The sequence below is a fragment of the Paenibacillus sp. FSL R5-0923 genome, from assembly GCF_038009145.1.
In the GTDB taxonomy this organism is placed as follows: Bacteria; Bacillota; Bacilli; order Paenibacillales; family Paenibacillaceae; genus Paenibacillus_AQ.
Genome location: NZ_JBBPAT010000001.1, coordinates 4,109,514 through 4,126,535, shown reverse-complemented (window position 1 = coordinate 4,126,535; position 17,022 = coordinate 4,109,514). Strand labels below are relative to the sequence as shown.

Here is a 17,022-nt window from a genome sequence, read left to right as displayed (position 1 = left end):
CATTTTCAGTTATCATCAAAAAAGTCTTGATGATAACTGAAATGCACCCCTTAGAATAGATATTGGATAAACCCCCTGGTTTGTCCGATGAAATTCTAGGGGGTGCATTTTTATGGCGATTAAAGGTTAGAAGTTTAAGACATACTCAAATGAGATCAAAAAAGAGGCCATTCGTTTACTAACGACCCCCCCGAGAAGTTACATTCTGCTCTTTTAGACAAACAAATCCTGACAGATTCATATCCGCCAGGATTTGTTCAATTAAGAGCTGTAAACCTCAAAATCGAATATCGAATATCCGTATACGGTCCCTCTAGCAGTACAGAGCACTCTGACGTAACGTCCGCTATTTGCGGTAAATGTAATATCGTCAATAGAACCATTACCGGTCGTTGTTACGTAAGTATCCGTCCATGTTGTTGCATCGTTAGACACCTGAACTTTGTAGCCTTTAGCGTAAGCGTCTTCCCAATTCAACTTGACGCGGTTTACGCTTTGGGTTGCGCCAAGATCGACGTAAATCCATTCATTGTTGCTTCCTTCGATGCTCGCCCAACGGGTAGTAGAGTTGCCGTCTGTTGCCTTGGAAGCTTCAAATCCTACACCTTCGATAGAACTGGCTACCGCTGTCTTGCCCAGCGCAAGGTTGATACCGGCAGCAGGAGTTGAACTTGTAGTTGCTGATGCGGTATTACTGTTAGCAGACAGGTTGCCTGCGGCATCGACAGCTTTTACCATATAGCTGTAAGCTGTCGATGCGGTAAGTCCGGTATCGCTGAAGGATGTGTCTGTAGGCGCTCCTACTTCCACGCCGTCACGGAATACCCGGTAGCCTGTTACACCGACATTATCGGTAGAAGCAGTCCAACTCAGATTAATTTGGCTGCTTGAAGCTGCTGTTGCGTTCAGATTCGTTGGATCCGAGGGAGCTTGAGTATCCGCTGCACTGTAGGTAGGCTTCCACCAGTTCCCCGAGATGAACAGTAGGTTCAGCATGTTAAAGGAGTCGCTGAAGTAACTTTCCTTTTTGTTCTTCATCCAGTCCCAGCCTGCATTGACCCAAGCTTGATGCGTGCTGGTAGTCGTCGCTGCGGAGATAAAAGGCGCTACGAATACCGCTGTCGCATAAGTACCGCGATTCGAACCGTTCAGTTGGTAACCGTCCTTCACATTGTTCGGATTGTTGCCTGTTTTTCCTTTGATCCATACTACCATTTTATTAGCGATATCCTTACCACGGGTGTCTCCGTACAAGGCGTAATCCATTACGATACGAAGTGGTACACGGCTTGCATTGTAGTTGTATTCATTTGTTTCAGGGAACTCTTCCAAATAGTTTGGGGGGGCCGGCTTAGGCGGGTTGCCTACCACAAAGTCCGAAATCAGACCTGTGCTAGACGAATAAGCTGCTGTAAATTGGCTGTATACGTTATACAGATTGTTGATGACATTTAGCCAAGTTGAATCTCCAGTAACTTCATTGAAAGCCCGTAGATGACTGAGCATCCAGTCGGAGGGACGCGTATTCAAGGCGCTCTTCGTATCCCAGTCACCAAGATTCAACCTGTTGTTAGTTGTCACATTGCTAAGCTTAATAGCGCCAATCATCTTTTTGGCTTCAGCCAAATAATTGATCGTTCCAGCCGAGCCCCATTGGCGATCAGCTAGAATAAGGGAGTAAGCGATATCGAGGTCCCCATCTGTTGCTGAACCGAAGTGCCCTTGAGCCCCAGTACTATCTGCTATTACCCATCCCATCAGGTTCGGATTATTAGAGCTCTTGAACGCTCTAGCCGTTTTGAACAAACCGTCATAGATTGTTCTGGAATTCGTATCGTATCCAGCCATTAGCACGGTAATAACCATACCGTATCCTTGGCCTTCCGATGTGCCGAGAGGATCGAAGCCGTCCGCTTCGCCAGTAATATCACCTTTTACATAGTACCCTCCGGGCAGCGAGGACAAGTTGTTTTTAAGATAAGTAGCCTTCCAATAGTCATAGTAGGAAGATACAGAACTGTTCATCGAGGATTGACTGACGTGGTTTGGTTTAATGATACCCGGATAGCTGACTTGTTGAGGAAACGGTTTCAATTCACCCGCTCCATGAACTTTCCGTTGAAGCGGTGCAGGGGCGGCTAATGTCGCTAGAAGCATAACCGCCGAAAGCATGACAAGTAACATCACTTTCATTGTGCCTGAGGTCGATTTCAATGAGTACACAAAAATTCCTCCTTTAGTGATGGTTAGTTTAATTAACGTCAATGAATCCTCCTTCCCTTTAGACTGATCTCCAAAGTAAACCGCTTAACAATAAGTGCTATTCACACTTCTAAAGTTTAAGCGCTTTAACTTTAGGGCGGAAGTGACATTTTATATATATGCTGAAGAGATTTGAAGGTACGCGCTCCAATAGGAAATCATCGCATCCTCAACGTCACTTTTCACCTACAGGTTACAAATCACCAGCTAAACTGCATTACTTTATTCACACAAATGTAACACAACTATTTTCGCCGTGTCTAGATGCTTTAAAATAAATTAAAAAGTAATGTTCATAAAATAAAAGCGTTTACACTAAACAGTATAGTAAACAACATGGTCATACTGGATTAGATGGCACGAGGAACATTCTGCAATCATCCAAAAAGAAAAAGAAATATTCATACGGTTTCATAGCATAGTCAGAAAAATGAGCATCAATCCATCGGTGAACAGACTGGCGCTGGATACGATCAGGACATCAATAGACGCTGTTAATCTCTTGGCATAAATGGCGGTAATTGAGAAGATAAAAGCCGCCACAATTTTAAATCCTTCACCCTTGAAGGAAAGGAATAACTCTAGCAGATTACTCTGGAATTTGAGCAGATTACATCGATAAAGCCGAGCAGGCAGCCGTTGAATTTATTTTTGCTCAACCTCATGCTGGCTCAGCGCTCCTTATCTGAATGACCGCATACAGTGAAATGGAGAATTCACAAAGATGTTCCAATTGTCTATTACATGTAGCCTAAGTTCCCGAAATAGCGTAGTGACAAAGGATTCACAAAAATGGTTGTTTTTACCTTGTTATACATTGTACAATGTGTAACAAGCCTGGTGTTCATTATGGTGATCATTTATCAAACTAATAAAACCTGGCATTACCTATGCCTACAATAATGAGCCTTACTGGGACAAGGAAAAACAGCAATCCCGTGCCAAGGTTGTTCAGCTAGCCATGGATATGGGATATCAGGAGGCGAATGCCGACGATACCATTCATATCAGCGAACAAAACGCAGTGACTATTAACGAGCGATTTGCCGAAAATTGCAATATATATGTTTGTGGGGTTTGCTTATGGTGAAGAGAATAAAACTTCGTACGCTGTTTATAGGAGGGTGTATTACCCTCTTTTTTCTTGTTTTGCTCGGCAGAGTGTTCTGGATTCAGGTGCTGGATCGTGATTTCTGGCAAACCAAGGCCGCAAAGCAATGGGCCCATACTTCGGTGTTTAAAGCGGTGCGTGGCACGATCGAGGACCGCAACGGCAGGATGCTGGCTAGCGATGTGCCGGCCTACACGGTAGTGGTCAATCCGGAAGCGATTACCGCTCTCAGTATCGGGGAAGAAGTTATCACCGGCCTGCATGAACTGCTCGGCAAGCCTGAGGATGAGCTTAAGGCGCTCGTGGAAGCCAAAGACGAGAACGGCAAGTATCTGAAGAACCGGGAGATCCGTAATGAAGGCTGGAAGATAGACCAGGAGCTGCGCGACAAGGTCAACGAGTTCATTGAGAAACTGAAGGATGAACATGACACTCTGGAGACTGGCGTTGGCCTGATTAGGGAGCAGAAGCGCTATTATCCGCAACAAACACTGGCCGCACATATTTTGGGTTATACGGACCGCGATGGCAATGCGGTGATGGGGTTCGAAAAGTATTTTGACAAGCAGCTTAAGGGCGCGGATGGTAAGCTATTCTACCAGAGCGACGCCAAAGGCATCAAGCTGCCTGACTCGGAGGACACTTACCAGCCGGAGGTCAATGGAAGTACTTTCAAGCTGACGATTGATAGCACAATCCAGTATTATATCGAGCAGGCAATGCAGAAGGCCTATGAAGAATATAAACCCAAGAGTATTACGGTAATTGCCGCGGATCCCAGCACCATGGAGATATTGGGGCTAGCGAATATGCCGACCTTTAACCCGAATGAGTTCTGGAAATATGCCTCTGATCCAGGGGTATTCTTCAACCATGCCATCAAAACAAGATTTGAACCAGGCTCCACGTTCAAAATTGTACCTCTTGCAGGAGCGGTGGAGGAGAATTTGTTCGATTCGGACGCAACCTTCATGTCCGGTTCTATCCGCATCAAGGGGTACGGCAAGCCGCTGTATGACCAGAAGAGAAGCGGTTATGGCGAAATCTCCTTCCTGGAAGGCGTGAAGCGGTCAAGTAACGTGGCCTTCGTCAAGCTTGGCTATGAAATGCTCGGTCCGGAAAGGCTGCTGCAATACGTGGATGATTTCGGATTTAACGATCTTACCGGTATTGACCTGCCGGGCGAAATCAGCGGAATCGTCAATCCGACTCCGAATAATGCTTCAGAGAACGCGACGATTGCATTCGGGCACGGCAAAGTGCTTGTTACTCCGATTCAGCAGCTTACCGCCATCTCGGCCATCGCCAACGGCGGAAAACTGATGGTGCCGCACGTGGTCAAGGCGACCACCGATCCGAATACCGGCAAGACTACCGTAACCCAGCCCCAGGTGGTACGTCAGGTTATTTCCGAGGAAAGCGCCAAGGAAACCAGCAGCTATCTGGAGCAGGTCGTTGCAGACCTGGTCCATGGAACCGGCCGCCATGCATACATTGAAGGCTATAGTGTAGCAGGTAAGACCGGTACGGCGATTAAACCCGACGGTAAGGGAGGGTATGACCGCGACAAGGTGCACTCGTCCTTTCTCGGATACGCACCGGCTAATAATCCGAAGATTGTGGTCTATGTCGGCATTGACGAGCCTGCTAATGCTGCTGGCGGTGGTGCTGCGGCGGGGCCGGTGTTTAAAGAGATCGTATCCGAAGCATTGTCATATATAGGTGTGCCAAAAGTTACATCGGGCGATGGAGGCAGTGTCTCCATATCCGTCAAGAATGCACCTTCCGCGCAGCGCTCCGCACCCGATCTGACCGAAAAAAATGATGCAGGCGGCCAGAAAATTCCTGATTGATTAGGGCTTTTATTTTGAAACGGTCGGAGGCTCAATATCTGGACTATGGATCGGTGTCGGTGAACAATAACATAGTCCCATTAGAATCCGCGCCTGGCGCGGTTTTTCTGTTTTATGGGATCAAGTTCTTGTCCTTTGCTTAAGACAAGAACTTGATCCCATTGCCGATTTCATGAGCATCTAAACAAATATTTTTTAGATTGTGTTAATCTGTCTAATAGTGAATTCAATTTAGAGCGAGGGATGTTACTTGAAAAGAAATGTATTATACATTGAAGATAATGAGAAAATAGGCAGCTTTCTAAAAGAAGAATTGGAACAGCGGGGATTTTCAGTTCAGTGGCTGCTTTCTGGTGAAGGCGCTGAAAAAGAAGTAAATCAGCATGAAATCGTTATTTTGGATATCATGTTACCCGGTTTAGACGGATTTACTGTTGGAAAACGATTAAAAAAGGTAGCTCCTGCTGTTCCTATTTTGCTGTTAACAGCTCGAACATCGATAGATGATAAGGTAGAAGGTTTACAATTTGCTGATGACTATTTAACGAAACCATTCCATACGGATGAATTAGTTGCAAGATTAGAAGTACTAATCCGTCGAAGTGGCGGAACACATTCCGAACGCATTTCATTAGGAAATTATATTGAAGTAGATTCAGAAGTCCAAATGGTATTTGACAAACGCACAGGAGAAGAAATTATATTAACAGGGAAGCAACATCATATTTTAATGTACTTCTTACGCCACCCTAATCAAGTTTTACCAAAAGAACAAATCTATGAAGCCATCTGGGAAGAAACATATATAACTGGCGATAAAACACTAATGGTACATATCCATCGACTGCGTCAAAAGTTGGAACGTCATCCAGATTCCCCAGAGATTATTGAAACGTTGAAGGGAATAGGCTATCGGGTGAAACTATGAAACAGACTAAATCATTATTTCGTCATTTTCTAAAAGGACATTTTCTATTTATCTTTTTGCCTCCAATTATACTTATTTTCTTATCTGCGTTCATTGAATCTCCTATTAATGGAGAAGAGCTGAATGCATTAAATCTATTTTACGTTGTACTACTTTTGTTTGGTTTTATTATTGTCGCATTTGTTGTAATATCTTGGATTTTCTTCTTAAGACTTCGTAAACGTCTCACCCGCTTACAGGAAGCCATGTCATTTTCAGCTAATCATAACTCATTTCCTAGACCAATATCTGTTCAAAGTGATCGTATGGATGAAATAGACCAGTTAGGCAATTCTTTTAATTGGATGATTCAGCAGCTTGAAGACAGCCGCAAGCGAGAACATGAAGAGGAATTGTTACGACATCGACTCATAGCGAATTTATCTCACGACTTACGAACGCCACTTACCATTTTGAGAGGACATGTCACCCGATTAAATAAAGAATCAATGAGTCTAGAAGGACAAAATTCATTAACAGAAATGAATCATACGATTACAAGAGTGGGGGATCTAATGGATGATTTACTTTCCTATACATTGCTTACATCAGGGAAACATCCTTTTAGGCCCACTTCAACAGATATTGGACGTTTAGTAAGAGCATCTGTTGCTGCGTGGTATCCTGTATTTGAAGAAAAAGAAATCCTGATCGAGGTTGATTTACCGACAGAGGCGACTTTTTATTGGGAAGCAGATCCTAAATGGATGACACGGGTTCTGGATAATTTATTTCAGAATATTCTTCGTCATGCAGCAGAGGGGAAATATGTAAATATTGTGGTTGATGTAGAAAAAGAACAAATCACTGTTGCAGACAGAGGTCCAGGTATGGATAACTCTTCCTATGAGCGTGGGGCGGGGATTGGTTTATCGACTTCAAATTATATGTTGAAAAAAATGAAGCTGAAAGCTGATTTTACATCAAATGATAGTGGCACAAGAGTAGCTATCGGAAGATCTTAACCTAAAGTTAACCCAGAAGTAAACAGCATGATAACCGAGATGTAACTTTGCTTCTTTATAATTAGAACCATAACAGAAAGGAAGTGTTATGGTTGCTTACAATTAATAACTTAGTCAAACATCGCGGAACTAGGGAAATCTTATCAGGTATCAGTTTTAAAGCTAGACCAGGTAGAGTAACTGGTTTTTTAGGTCCAAATGGGGCAGGTAAAAGTTCTACACTTCGCATCCTGCTTGGATTAGACCGCGCTACCTCAGGGAGTGCACTCATTAATGGAAAGCCATTCGCAGAATTACATAATCCTCTAGTAACAGTAGGTGCCGCACTTGATGGCTTTGGAGCTCATCGTATGCGAACAGGACGGGCACACTTGCGTTGGATTGCACGTGCTGCAGGATTGTCTAACTCACGTGTCGAGGAAGTTCTGGAAATAGTAGGTCTTACCAATGCCGCTGGGAAAAGAGTTGGGAAGTACTCTCTTGGTATGGGGAGAAGACTGGGAATAGCAGCTGCGTTACTTGGTGATCCAAAAATATTGATTTTAGATGAACCCGTAAATGGGCTCGACCCAGAAGGAATTCGGTGGATTCGGACATTTTTACGTGAACGTGCTGAATCTGGAAATACGGTGTTATTATCCAGTCATCTAATGGGAGAGCTTGCAGAGACGGTTGATGATGTGGTGATTATTAAGCATGGAACCATCGTTGCAGATGGAACATTGGAAGAAGTAATAGGTAACCATTCCACACTGGAGGAAGCTTTTTTTGCCCTGACATCTGAAATTGCAGGTGATGTTGTATGAGAGCATTTAACGCGGAACTATCTAAATTGTTCTCCTTACCGGGTATTTGGCTTGCTTTTCTCATTGGAGCGTTTGCACCAGCGCTTATTGCTGCCTTGGACAGCATAGTACAAAAAGAGGAGATTATAGCTGGAGTTAGCACGCGGCTATCGGAAGTTGGCTATATCGGGTTAGCTCTTGGTGTGCAAGGCGTTATTATTCTTGGTGTGCTTGCTGTCAGCAGTGAGTATTTGACAGAGAGCAGTGAATCTGGTGGAGGACAACAGATAACAACGAGTTTAACTGTTATTTCATCCCGGTTTCATTTTTTACTGGCAAAAGCAGGTGCTGTGACTGTGATCAGCATACTGCTTTGTATTGTTGCTATTACGACAACTGTGTCGGCAACGCATCTTATTCTTGGTGAATATGCCCCTGCATTTGAATGGTCCAGACTTATCGGTGCAGTTTGTTACTGGACATTCACTGCTCTTTTAGCACTTGGAATTACTTTTCTAACTAAGAATGGCATCCTCCCGCTTGCTGTGCTCATAATAAATTCATCCGTTGTATCATTTAGTGTCCTGTTGTATAGGGTTACAAAGTTGGCGTTTTACTTACCAGATAGGGCTGGCGCTGAAATGTTTATGTTTACGGACAACACGTCCACAGGCACTTTATTCGATGGGTTTCACACCCCCTTCACAGGCGGTTTAGTCATGTTTGCCTGGGTACTCGTTGTTTTCATTGTTGCAGCTGTTGTATTCCATAGGAGGGATGTTGCAGCATGAGTGTCTCATCTAGTATAAAGTTAAGACAAATCCTTGGTGCTGAACTGGATAAATTAGTTACATTACCATTGATATGGTTCACTCTTACGGGTACATTCATTCTAAATTTAGTTTTAGCCGCAGCTTTTACTTCTGTTGGTGTACAAGGGGCAACAGGTACGCAAAATATACTGAATATAGGACTTGCTTCTATGGGATATCTTCAAGCAGGGTTCATTATTCTTGGAATCTTAGCTACTTGTTCGGAGTATACTGGTGGACAGATTCGAACTACTTTAATTACGATACCTTGGCGTGTGTTTCAATTATCCACGAAGCATTTGGCATTGGCGATTATAACCCTTCCTATGGCGTTTATTATTGCTGCATCTGCTGTACTCTATACTTTTATTATGATGAGAGACACAACAGTAGTGATAGAAATAGACACAATGATAACAACATTAATAGGTGCAACGGGCTATCTAACATTAACCACACTTCTCAGTGCAGCTGTAGGTGCTTTATTAAGACGAACCACTCCTGCTTTAGTGGTACTGCTTGGTTATTATTTCATTGTCAGTCCATTGACGAGGGTTTTTCTACCTAGTAATAAAAATTTTTTAAATTATTTTCCGGATACGGCAGGATCTTATATGTATATGCCGTCTTCCTCTGATGAAATAAGTGTCCTTACACCAATGCAAGGGACAGGTATTTCAATGTTATGGACACTGAGCTTTATTACAGTAGCTATTGTATTTTACCGTAAACGAGATGCCTAGTTATAATTATATCTTATTCAACTAACGGGGCAGGATTATCGAAGAAGTAAAGGAGGAGTTTCTGATAGAATTCAAAGTAAATAAAAATTATATTTGGGTATATTTCATAATATTTTACGCCCTATGGTGTATCAGAGAATTATGGTTGGTTCAATATTTAGATTTGATGGAACCCGTTCCAAGAGCTATAACATCAGCCACTATTAAAATAGTTGTTTGGGTCATTCCTGTTATTTTATTAGTTATAATTATGGAAAAAAGAAAACTATTTTCCTATTTACAGTTACATCATAACTTTAGAAAAAGTCTAAAATGGACAGGTTGGGTATCCTTAGCCTTGATACTATTCTATTTTGTAATAAATCTTATCGTTTTAAATAATAATATCGATTTTCAAATAGGATTTAACGGGTGGCTTAATACTATTCTATTGGTTGGTATTACTGAGGAAATTGTCTTTAGAGGTTTTTTATTAAGAAAGCTTATGGATTCTTTTAGATTTTGGATAGCAAATACAGTTACAGCTTTACTCTTTGTATCGATTCATTTTCCTATTTGGTTTTATAAAGGTCTGTTTGAATTCCCTTATATTCTAAGTTCCATATTAACAGTTTTTGTGTTGGGTATTATATTTGGGTTTGTATATAAGAAAAGTAATTCTCTTTGGTCAGTAATTATTATTCATTCTCTGTATAATTTATTAGTGTTGCTCTTCTACTAGCGGGTGCTTTAGTTGAATAAGACTATACTACGACGATGATTAAACATAGATTCGGATTCAATTTTACAAACAAATCATTTAATGAGCGTTTAAGTGAATAAAATGTCACTTCAATGTCACTTTAATGTCATTTTGGGAAGATATACTAAACCCATCGATGAATTATTAAAGGAGATATTATGGAAGTGAAATTACGGAAACTCCTCTTTGTAGGAACAATTTTGTACACGCTGTTGATATTATATTTTATGTTTTTTGCTTTCAGTAGATTAGATCATTGGAACAGCGATTATGGATACACATTTATACTTGTTCCAGAAGGAGTTCCACTTCGATTTCCAAAACTAACTTTTTCATGGGTATACAACTTTGGAAACATTGCTGCCTTTATCCCTTTTGGAGTAGTAATTCCTCTGTTGTATCGTTCCAGTTTTGGGAAGTTCATATCCTTTTTTGTCTTGACGATTCTCGTTCTGGAAACGATGCAGGCTTTAACTCATCTTGGCAGCTTTGATGTAGATGATGTTATATCCAATACAATAGGTGCAGCGATAGGATTTATCGCCTATAAAGTTGGATGTTCTTCAAAAATTTCTTATAAAAAGCTTATTGCTTCAGCCCTATCTATTGTTGTTCTTCTTGTTGGAGTAATCGTGATCTCGGAAACCATCAATTATGTTGTAGCGAAAAGAGAAAGCCCAATTCAAGCATTACACGATGTGAAAGAAATGAATGGAACCATGCCTATGACTGAAAATCTTCCAAGTTTCACCGTAGCAGGCAAGAAAATAGAACCCAAAATAAACGTGTATTACAGTGAAGGGGATAAAAGAAAATCATACACCTACATCTTGGGGAACAAAAAAGATGTGACGTTCTATTCTTATTTTGGCATTCCAGACAAGGGAGATTCCAAGGGAGAACTCACTATATTGGTAGACGGAAACCAAAGAGTTCATTATCAGTACAATGAACAATATAATAATGGAACAGAACCTTTAAATATACCATTTTATGACAAGGTGAACGAAATTACGATTATCGTTTCCGGGAACGCTAAACTATGGGACGTTGGATTCAGTGAAATGAAGCATTGGTGGGAGTGAAGAACAAACACGCAACATATAGAAACCGCGATAATCGCGGCAAGGCTGTCAAGAAAGTCTCGACAGCTTTTTTTTATATCATAATCATTTAATTCAGTACCGCGTTAATGTTGCCGAATGATTGTCCAATACGTTTCGTTGCGTCCGCTCGTGACACGTCCCGGACCACCTAAGAGTATGAGAATACACCAAGCTGGACGCGATTCAGGGCTTAGTGTATATTTTCGTTAAAATGTTGGCGGGTCCCCAACTATAGGATTCTGTGCATATAAGATCTGACCTACAAAATTGGCTTCAAGCAATATATGACCAGGGCAAGAAACATAATAATTAAAATGAACATAGGGAGTTGCGAAAATGAAATCTTGCTGAAACATCTAAGGTCGGATGTCGTTTTGTTTATTTCTCCAAATGAAAAGGATCATGTTGTTGATGCTTTTGTTTTAAGAACATTGAATGCTGTATATAAAAATAGCTACAAAGATGTTTCTATGCATATTCGTGAGATGTGAGTGACTTTTTTAAGATTTGATGTCCATTCCAAAAATTGTAGATAAGAAGTTGGAATATTTGAGGGCGATTTTAGCTTTTGACGATTTATCAAGGTTTCATCTTTTTATATAAAGGAGGGAGAGTGCACTCGACAAATGGGAGAACAGCCTGATACGTAATGTCTACAGCCTGAATATTGTCCGGTAGGCTACCGATTGAAGGGAATCGTCAAATAGGGTTACACTCAGGTTCCGTTACGGCCATTTCGTCGCAACCAGCCTCCAATTATGTCCCGGCCAATGTTGTGGACGGCGCCCCTGCGCCGCAGTGGTTTGAGGACAGTGGAGACACCCCCGACTGGGAAAGACAGGCTGTTTCCTTGGCGTCTGCCGCCGGAATCATTGAGGTGCGTCTGCCGCGGGACCATTTCATGCCAGACGATAAAGCTACGTGGCGGATGTGGTGACGGTACTGCTGAGAATGTTGAATCTTAGGGAGTTGAATCGATTATGAAAGCTTTAATTATTTCGGATATTCACAGCAACGTCAAAGCGCTGGAATCGATCCGCAAGGCAGAATCCGACTGTGACGTGATTTATTGCGCGGGAGATCTTGTAGACTACGGGCCTTTCCCGCGGGAAGTTATCGAATGGGTGCATAAGAACGATGCGAATTGTGTTCGCGGCAACCATGACGACATTATTATCGACCTGTACCGAAACGGCAATAGCGGTCACGATGTGGCGGAGGATGAGATCAAGTGGGCGCATTACAATGCAAGGCTGCTCGGCGAAGCGGAAATTTCCTTCCTCGAAAGCATTCCGGTCTACCGCACATTCGAGATGGACGGCTATAGCTATACAATGCAGCATCTGTACGAAAACTATTTGACGATTGATAGCTTGCCCAAGTACGATGCTTTCTGGGCGGAACGCAACGTCAGGACAATTGAGGCCAAAGAATATCGCCGCATTATTTTCGGACATACGCATCGCAGATGCATTCATTATTTGAGTGACGACAGTTTGTGGCTGAATCCGGGAAGCGTGTCCTACCGCCGTCGCGACGATCCATCGAAAGAAGCGCACTATTTTACGATTACCGATGGCAAAATAGCGATGAAAAGTCTCGTCTATGACCGCACGCCTTTGCTCGAAGCGGCACAAAAGTTGCTGTTGAAAGAAGAAGAGATGAAGGTTGCGTACTTCTTTTTCGGGTAAGCGGGCGGCAGAGCAGGCAACAACAATGGGGACGTATCCACGATTTGGTGTCGGGATACGTCCTTTCTCATTTATTGTACACCGGCAGGTTGCGATTTACAGCTGGCAAGGCGGTAATTCCTGCTCATTTTGCGCCTCAGTTTACATTTTTATGATTACTTCATTTTTTTACACTATGGCATGGGAAACGTATCTTTCATAATAGAGGTTGTGAAGTTGCGGATATGATCCTGAAGAGGCTGCGGTTCATATCCGCCTATTCTATAGGAAGCAGGTGGGAAAATGACTACTATTTATTGGGTATCGAGTAGCGACGAGTTGGCGGCAGCCATTGGCCGGGCAGAACCTGGTTCTTCGATCTTGTTGGCAGACGGCGTTTACGAACGGAATGAAGATTATATTATTGAAGGCAAAGTAGGATCGGACACCGCAATATTAAGCATTCGCGCTGTAAATAAAGGAAAAGCAACGATCGCTGGAGAATCAAGTATACGCATCTTGAACTCTGCTTATGTAGAGGTATGGGGACTGCATTTCCAGGTCGAGCAGCGCGAATCTATCATTCTGGATGGTTCGCGGCATGTGAGGATTGCACGGAATAGATTTGAGCCGCGACAGGTTGGGGCGGAGTATAGCCTGCTGTCTGTGCTGGGAAGCGGCAGCGGCTGGAACCGGATCGAACGCAACGAGTTCGGGCCAAAGGCCGACCTCGGACCGCTCGTTGTTTTTGATGGCGACGGTGAACAAATCTCGCAGCATGATGTCATTGAATATAATTATTTTCATCATATAGGCCCGCGTGTCGTCAATGGGCTTGAAGCGATCCGGCTCGGCCTGTCCGGCATCTCTCTCTCGAACGGCTATATTACCATTCAACACAACCTGTTTGAAAATTGCGACGGAGAGCCCGAGATTATTTCGGTAAAAAGCTGCTATAATACAGTTCGGTACAACACGTTCCTTAACTCCGCCGGCCAAGTGACAGCGCGTCACGGACATGGAAATCGCTTTCATAATAATGCATTTATCGGCGATGGCGTGAAGGAAGAAATGGGCGGATTTCGCATTTACGGCAACGACCATCACATTTTTGATAACTATATGGAAAACTTGACGTTGGATGCGCTGCTCATTGACGGCGGCAACTACGATGGCGGATCAGACGGCTATCCCGAGGCGCCGACGCAGGAGGAACTGAGGAAACATTGGCGCGTCTATCGAGCCAGTGTAGTGAATAATACGATTGTCAATTGTCGTCACGGCATTACGCTCGGCAAGCGGATTCCTTATGCGCCGGAGCAATGTGTAATCGCTTACAATCGAATATGTGGCAAGGAGCAGCCGGCCATCTATGAATACCGGCCGTCTCCGGCGGTTTGCATTAACAATCATAAAGCGGATGTCGCGGATATTCGTTGTCCGGCTATTCTGACAAGAATTGACGTCGGTCCCGATTCCGACTAAAGCTAACATGGAGGAGAACCTATGGCCCAAACTCGAAACCGGTGGACAATCTATCTGAAGCAGCTCCGGCATAAAAATCGCAGCGTATACATGACCTGGATGCTTTCCTACGTCTCAGTGCTGCTCGTGCCCATTCTGATCAGCGGCGTTATATACGGCGCGACGCTGAACGTTGTAAAGGCTGAAATTAACCGTGCCAACCAATCTATTCTTCTTCAGATGGAGCAAGCCATAGATAGCCAGTTCAAAGGAATCGAGAATCTAAGCCTCGAGGTAAGCCTCAACAGGCGAATCGCAGCATTTATTTCGGCCGATACCAATCTGTCTGATTCGGACCACTACGATATATACCAAATCGCTAATGATTTGCGCGTATACGAAATCGCTAACGATTTTCTTGAAGGTATTTATATTTACTACAAAAATAGCGATACGGTCATCGCCCGCAACAACCGTATGAACATCGAAGCGTTATACGACCATATTCGCCTTGAAGAGCATATGCCGTTCCAGTCGTTACGAGAATATTTTGACCAAGGGTACATTAAAGGCTACCACTCCGTTGTTGTGTCTGAAGAGAATGAGTGGCGGCCTACGGTCATGTATGCCCAAAATGTGAACTCAACAATCATGAATCAACCTGGAGCTGTCTTGCTGTTCATGATTGACCGCAGTAAGCTGCTAGAGCAAGCTTCGGTACCTGAGAAAGGTACGATCTTTATTCTGGATGAAGACAACCGGTTCATTGCGTCTACGGGCGATTCGCTGTCGGAACCTGCTCTATTATACAGCGATATGTCGAAAGAATCGGGGCAACTTGAGATCGAGACTGACGGTCACCGGCTTGTTGCATCCTACACAACCTCATCCATTACGGGATGGAAATATGTGATGACGCTGCCGGCGAACGTATATCACCAGAAAATGAACGTGGTAGAGCAATTGACGATCGCCAGCATCTTGCTTTGCCTTATTGTTGGCGGTGGCGTGACGTATTGGCTCCTCAAACGGAACTACCTGCCGATCCATGCGCTGATCCAGAGCTTGTCGTTCAAGGCGGGTTTTACCTTTGATCGCGGCTCCAATGAATACTCCTTTCTGGAGCAGGCGCTGAGCAGCACCTTCCATGAGAAGGAGGAGCTTCATTACAAGCTGAATCAGCATAACAATACACTCAGATCGCACTTTTTGCAGCGGCTGCTGAAGGGGCAACTCGACAGCCATATCCCGTTGCACGAATCTTTCTCAGCCTATGATCTGCGTTTCCCGCTGGGCGGATTTTCTGTTATTTTGCTGCGCATCGAGCACTTCGGCAAGTTCCATCGGAAGGATGAGGATCAGGTCCATAATAAGCGGTTGCTGCACTTCCTGATCGCCAACGTGGTCGAGGAGGTCGCGCGAAAGTCAGTAAACGCCTATGCGGTAGAGCTGGACCAGGAGTTGCTCGCCTGCATCGTCAACCATCAGCTTGCATCGCCGACGGAGCAGCGGGTAGAGCTGGGGCACATCGCGGAAGAAACGATGTCGTTCATCTCCAATCATGCCCATGTCCAGTTGACCGCTGCCATCAGCGCGCAACAGGAGGGCGAATATGGCATCTTCCAGGCGTTCCAGGAAGCGATCGAGGCGATGGAATACCGAATCATTGTAGGTAGCGGGGGCATTATTCATTATGGGGACCTGAGCGGTAACGACAACCTAGGGGCTGCTCCAGGTGGTTATTTTTATCCGCTCAAGGTCGAGCAGCAATTGATCGTTATGGTTCGCGAAGGGCAGCTCGATAAGGCAAAAGCGTTCGTCGGGGAGATCATTCAGAAAAATGTGACGACGGAGCCGTTTCCTTTTCATACTGCCAAATGTCTCATGTTCGATCTAATGGCTACGCTGCAAAAAGTAATCGGCGAAATCCGCATCGCGGGCAAGCCGGATATGCCTGACGGAGTGCGCGCCATCGAACGCCTGATGCAATGCCAGACGGTAGGGGAGATGCGCAGCCAGCTTTACGATATGCTAGAGCTTCTGTGCGGCTACGTTAATAACAACCGCGAATACTGCAGCAATCCGCTAATCGATAAGGTCATGAAATATGTCAACGAGTATTACCAGGACGAGAACCTGAACATTTCGATGATCGGGGAAGCCTTCTCCATGACGCCGTCGTATGTTTCCAAACTGTTCAAGGAACTTGCCGGCGAATCTCTGCTCGATTATATTAACAAGACCCGGCTGGTGCAGGCCAAATTGCTGCTTATCGGCGGGAAATATACGGTCAGCGAAATATCGCTGAAGGTTGGTTACAACGATGTGAATACCTTCCACCGCATATTCAAAAAATTTGAAGGAATAACGCCCGGGCGCTACAGGGAAGTCAAGTAGCTCTAGGGCTTTTCTTTTCAAGAAAAAGTAGCAAACATACGGTTTTGTTACCCTCATTTTTGAGAAATTGCAGTATATTTTAGATTTTAACGATAGCTTGCGGCACCGGATTAACGATAGGTTGAAAGCGTATTCACACCAACTT

13 protein-coding genes and 1 pseudogene are annotated in these 17,022 nt (G+C 43.9%); 11 read left to right on the top strand and 3 right to left on the bottom strand.

The genetic code is table 11. The features are described 5' to 3' along the window. Window positions 1–261 precede the first annotated feature (261 nt). From MKX35_RS18575 to MKX35_RS18565, 3 genes and pseudogenes are all read right to left on the bottom strand, one after another. Window positions 262–978, bottom strand: coding sequence for a galactose-binding domain-containing protein (locus MKX35_RS18575; RefSeq protein ID WP_256716331.1), 717 nt, complete (start codon window positions 976–978; stop codon window positions 262–264). Further along, window positions 955–2,106 (bottom strand): annotated as a pseudogene (locus tag MKX35_RS18570) (glycosyl hydrolase family 8); the annotation flags it as partial. The pseudogene MKX35_RS18570 and the gene MKX35_RS18575, both read right to left, overlap by 24 nt. Before the next feature lie 567 nt (window positions 2,107–2,673). Beyond that, the gene (locus MKX35_RS18565; protein ID WP_256716327.1) at window positions 2,674–2,805 is read right to left on the bottom strand and encodes a hypothetical protein; all 132 of its coding nucleotides are present in this window, start codon (window positions 2,803–2,805) and stop codon (window positions 2,674–2,676) included. 540 nt (window positions 2,806–3,345) lie between these two features. Between MKX35_RS18565 and MKX35_RS18560 the strand changes: the two genes are divergently transcribed. The 11 genes from MKX35_RS18560 (at window position 3,346) to MKX35_RS18510 (ending at window position 16,877) form a co-directional block, all read left to right on the top strand. Then, a complete protein-coding gene (locus MKX35_RS18560) occupies window positions 3,346–5,226 on the top strand; it encodes a peptidoglycan D,D-transpeptidase FtsI family protein (RefSeq protein WP_081382927.1) in 1,881 nt (626 codons plus the stop codon). A gap of 250 nt (window positions 5,227–5,476) precedes the next feature. Then, on the top strand, window positions 5,477–6,154 hold the full coding sequence (locus MKX35_RS18555; protein ID WP_076299854.1) for a response regulator transcription factor: 678 nt from the start codon (window positions 5,477–5,479) through the stop codon (window positions 6,152–6,154). Beyond that, on the top strand, window positions 6,151–7,158 hold the full coding sequence (locus MKX35_RS18550; protein WP_076299855.1) for a sensor histidine kinase: 1,008 nt from the start codon (window positions 6,151–6,153) through the stop codon (window positions 7,156–7,158). Before MKX35_RS18555 ends, MKX35_RS18550 begins: the two co-directional genes overlap by 4 nt. A gap of 92 nt (window positions 7,159–7,250) precedes the next feature. Continuing rightward, window positions 7,251–7,964 carry an ABC transporter ATP-binding protein gene (locus MKX35_RS18545; protein WP_076299856.1) on the top strand — a complete coding sequence of 238 codons (714 nt, stop codon included), beginning with the start codon at window positions 7,251–7,253 and terminating at the stop codon, window positions 7,962–7,964. Next, window positions 7,961–8,734 carry an ABC transporter permease gene (locus MKX35_RS18540; RefSeq protein WP_076299857.1) on the top strand — a complete coding sequence of 258 codons (774 nt, stop codon included), beginning with the start codon at window positions 7,961–7,963 and terminating at the stop codon, window positions 8,732–8,734. The genes MKX35_RS18545 and MKX35_RS18540 overlap by 4 nt, the downstream gene beginning before the upstream one ends. Continuing rightward, window positions 8,731–9,498, top strand: a complete 768-nt coding sequence (locus tag MKX35_RS18535; protein WP_076299858.1) for an ABC transporter permease — start codon at window positions 8,731–8,733, stop codon at window positions 9,496–9,498. The genes MKX35_RS18540 and MKX35_RS18535 overlap by 4 nt, the downstream gene beginning before the upstream one ends. A gap of 166 nt (window positions 9,499–9,664) precedes the next feature. Next, window positions 9,665–10,219: a CPBP family intramembrane glutamic endopeptidase gene (locus MKX35_RS18530; RefSeq protein WP_341044392.1), complete on the top strand. Its 555-nt coding sequence runs from the start codon at window positions 9,665–9,667 to the stop codon at window positions 10,217–10,219. A gap of 179 nt (window positions 10,220–10,398) precedes the next feature. After that, the gene (locus tag MKX35_RS18525; protein ID WP_076299860.1) at window positions 10,399–11,325 is read left to right on the top strand and encodes a VanZ family protein; all 927 of its coding nucleotides are present in this window, start codon (window positions 10,399–10,401) and stop codon (window positions 11,323–11,325) included. A gap of 1,001 nt (window positions 11,326–12,326) precedes the next feature. Then, window positions 12,327–13,037, top strand: a complete 711-nt coding sequence (locus MKX35_RS18520) for a metallophosphoesterase family protein (protein WP_076299862.1) — start codon at window positions 12,327–12,329, stop codon at window positions 13,035–13,037. A gap of 282 nt (window positions 13,038–13,319) precedes the next feature. Then, the gene (locus tag MKX35_RS18515; protein ID WP_076299863.1) at window positions 13,320–14,501 is read left to right on the top strand and encodes a polysaccharide lyase 6 family protein; all 1,182 of its coding nucleotides are present in this window, start codon (window positions 13,320–13,322) and stop codon (window positions 14,499–14,501) included. A 21-nt stretch (window positions 14,502–14,522) separates the two neighbouring features. Beyond that, window positions 14,523–16,877: an AraC family transcriptional regulator gene (locus tag MKX35_RS18510; RefSeq protein WP_081382929.1), complete on the top strand. Its 2,355-nt coding sequence runs from the start codon at window positions 14,523–14,525 to the stop codon at window positions 16,875–16,877. Window positions 16,878–17,022: the final 145 nt, after the last annotated feature.

Bases quoted from the DNA above. Each gene is read 5' to 3' on its own strand.
- MKX35_RS18515 (WP_076299863.1), top strand. From the start codon at position 13,320: ATGACTACTATTTATTGGGTATCGAGTAGCGACGAGTTGGCGGCAGCC.
- MKX35_RS18550 (WP_076299855.1), top strand. From the start codon at position 6,151: ATGAAACAGACTAAATCATTATTTCGTCATTTTCTAAAAGGACATTTT.
- MKX35_RS18520 (WP_076299862.1), top strand. From the start codon at position 12,327: ATGAAAGCTTTAATTATTTCGGATATTCACAGCAACGTCAAAGCGCTG.
- MKX35_RS18560 (WP_081382927.1), top strand. From the start codon at position 3,346: ATGGTGAAGAGAATAAAACTTCGTACGCTGTTTATAGGAGGGTGTATT.
- MKX35_RS18530 (WP_341044392.1), top strand. From the start codon at position 9,665: ATGGAACCCGTTCCAAGAGCTATAACATCAGCCACTATTAAAATAGTT.
- MKX35_RS18540 (WP_076299857.1), top strand. From the start codon at position 7,961: ATGAGAGCATTTAACGCGGAACTATCTAAATTGTTCTCCTTACCGGGT.
- MKX35_RS18525 (WP_076299860.1), top strand. From the start codon at position 10,399: ATGGAAGTGAAATTACGGAAACTCCTCTTTGTAGGAACAATTTTGTAC.
- MKX35_RS18510 (WP_081382929.1), top strand. From the start codon at position 14,523: ATGGCCCAAACTCGAAACCGGTGGACAATCTATCTGAAGCAGCTCCGG.
- MKX35_RS18535 (WP_076299858.1), top strand. From the start codon at position 8,731: ATGAGTGTCTCATCTAGTATAAAGTTAAGACAAATCCTTGGTGCTGAA.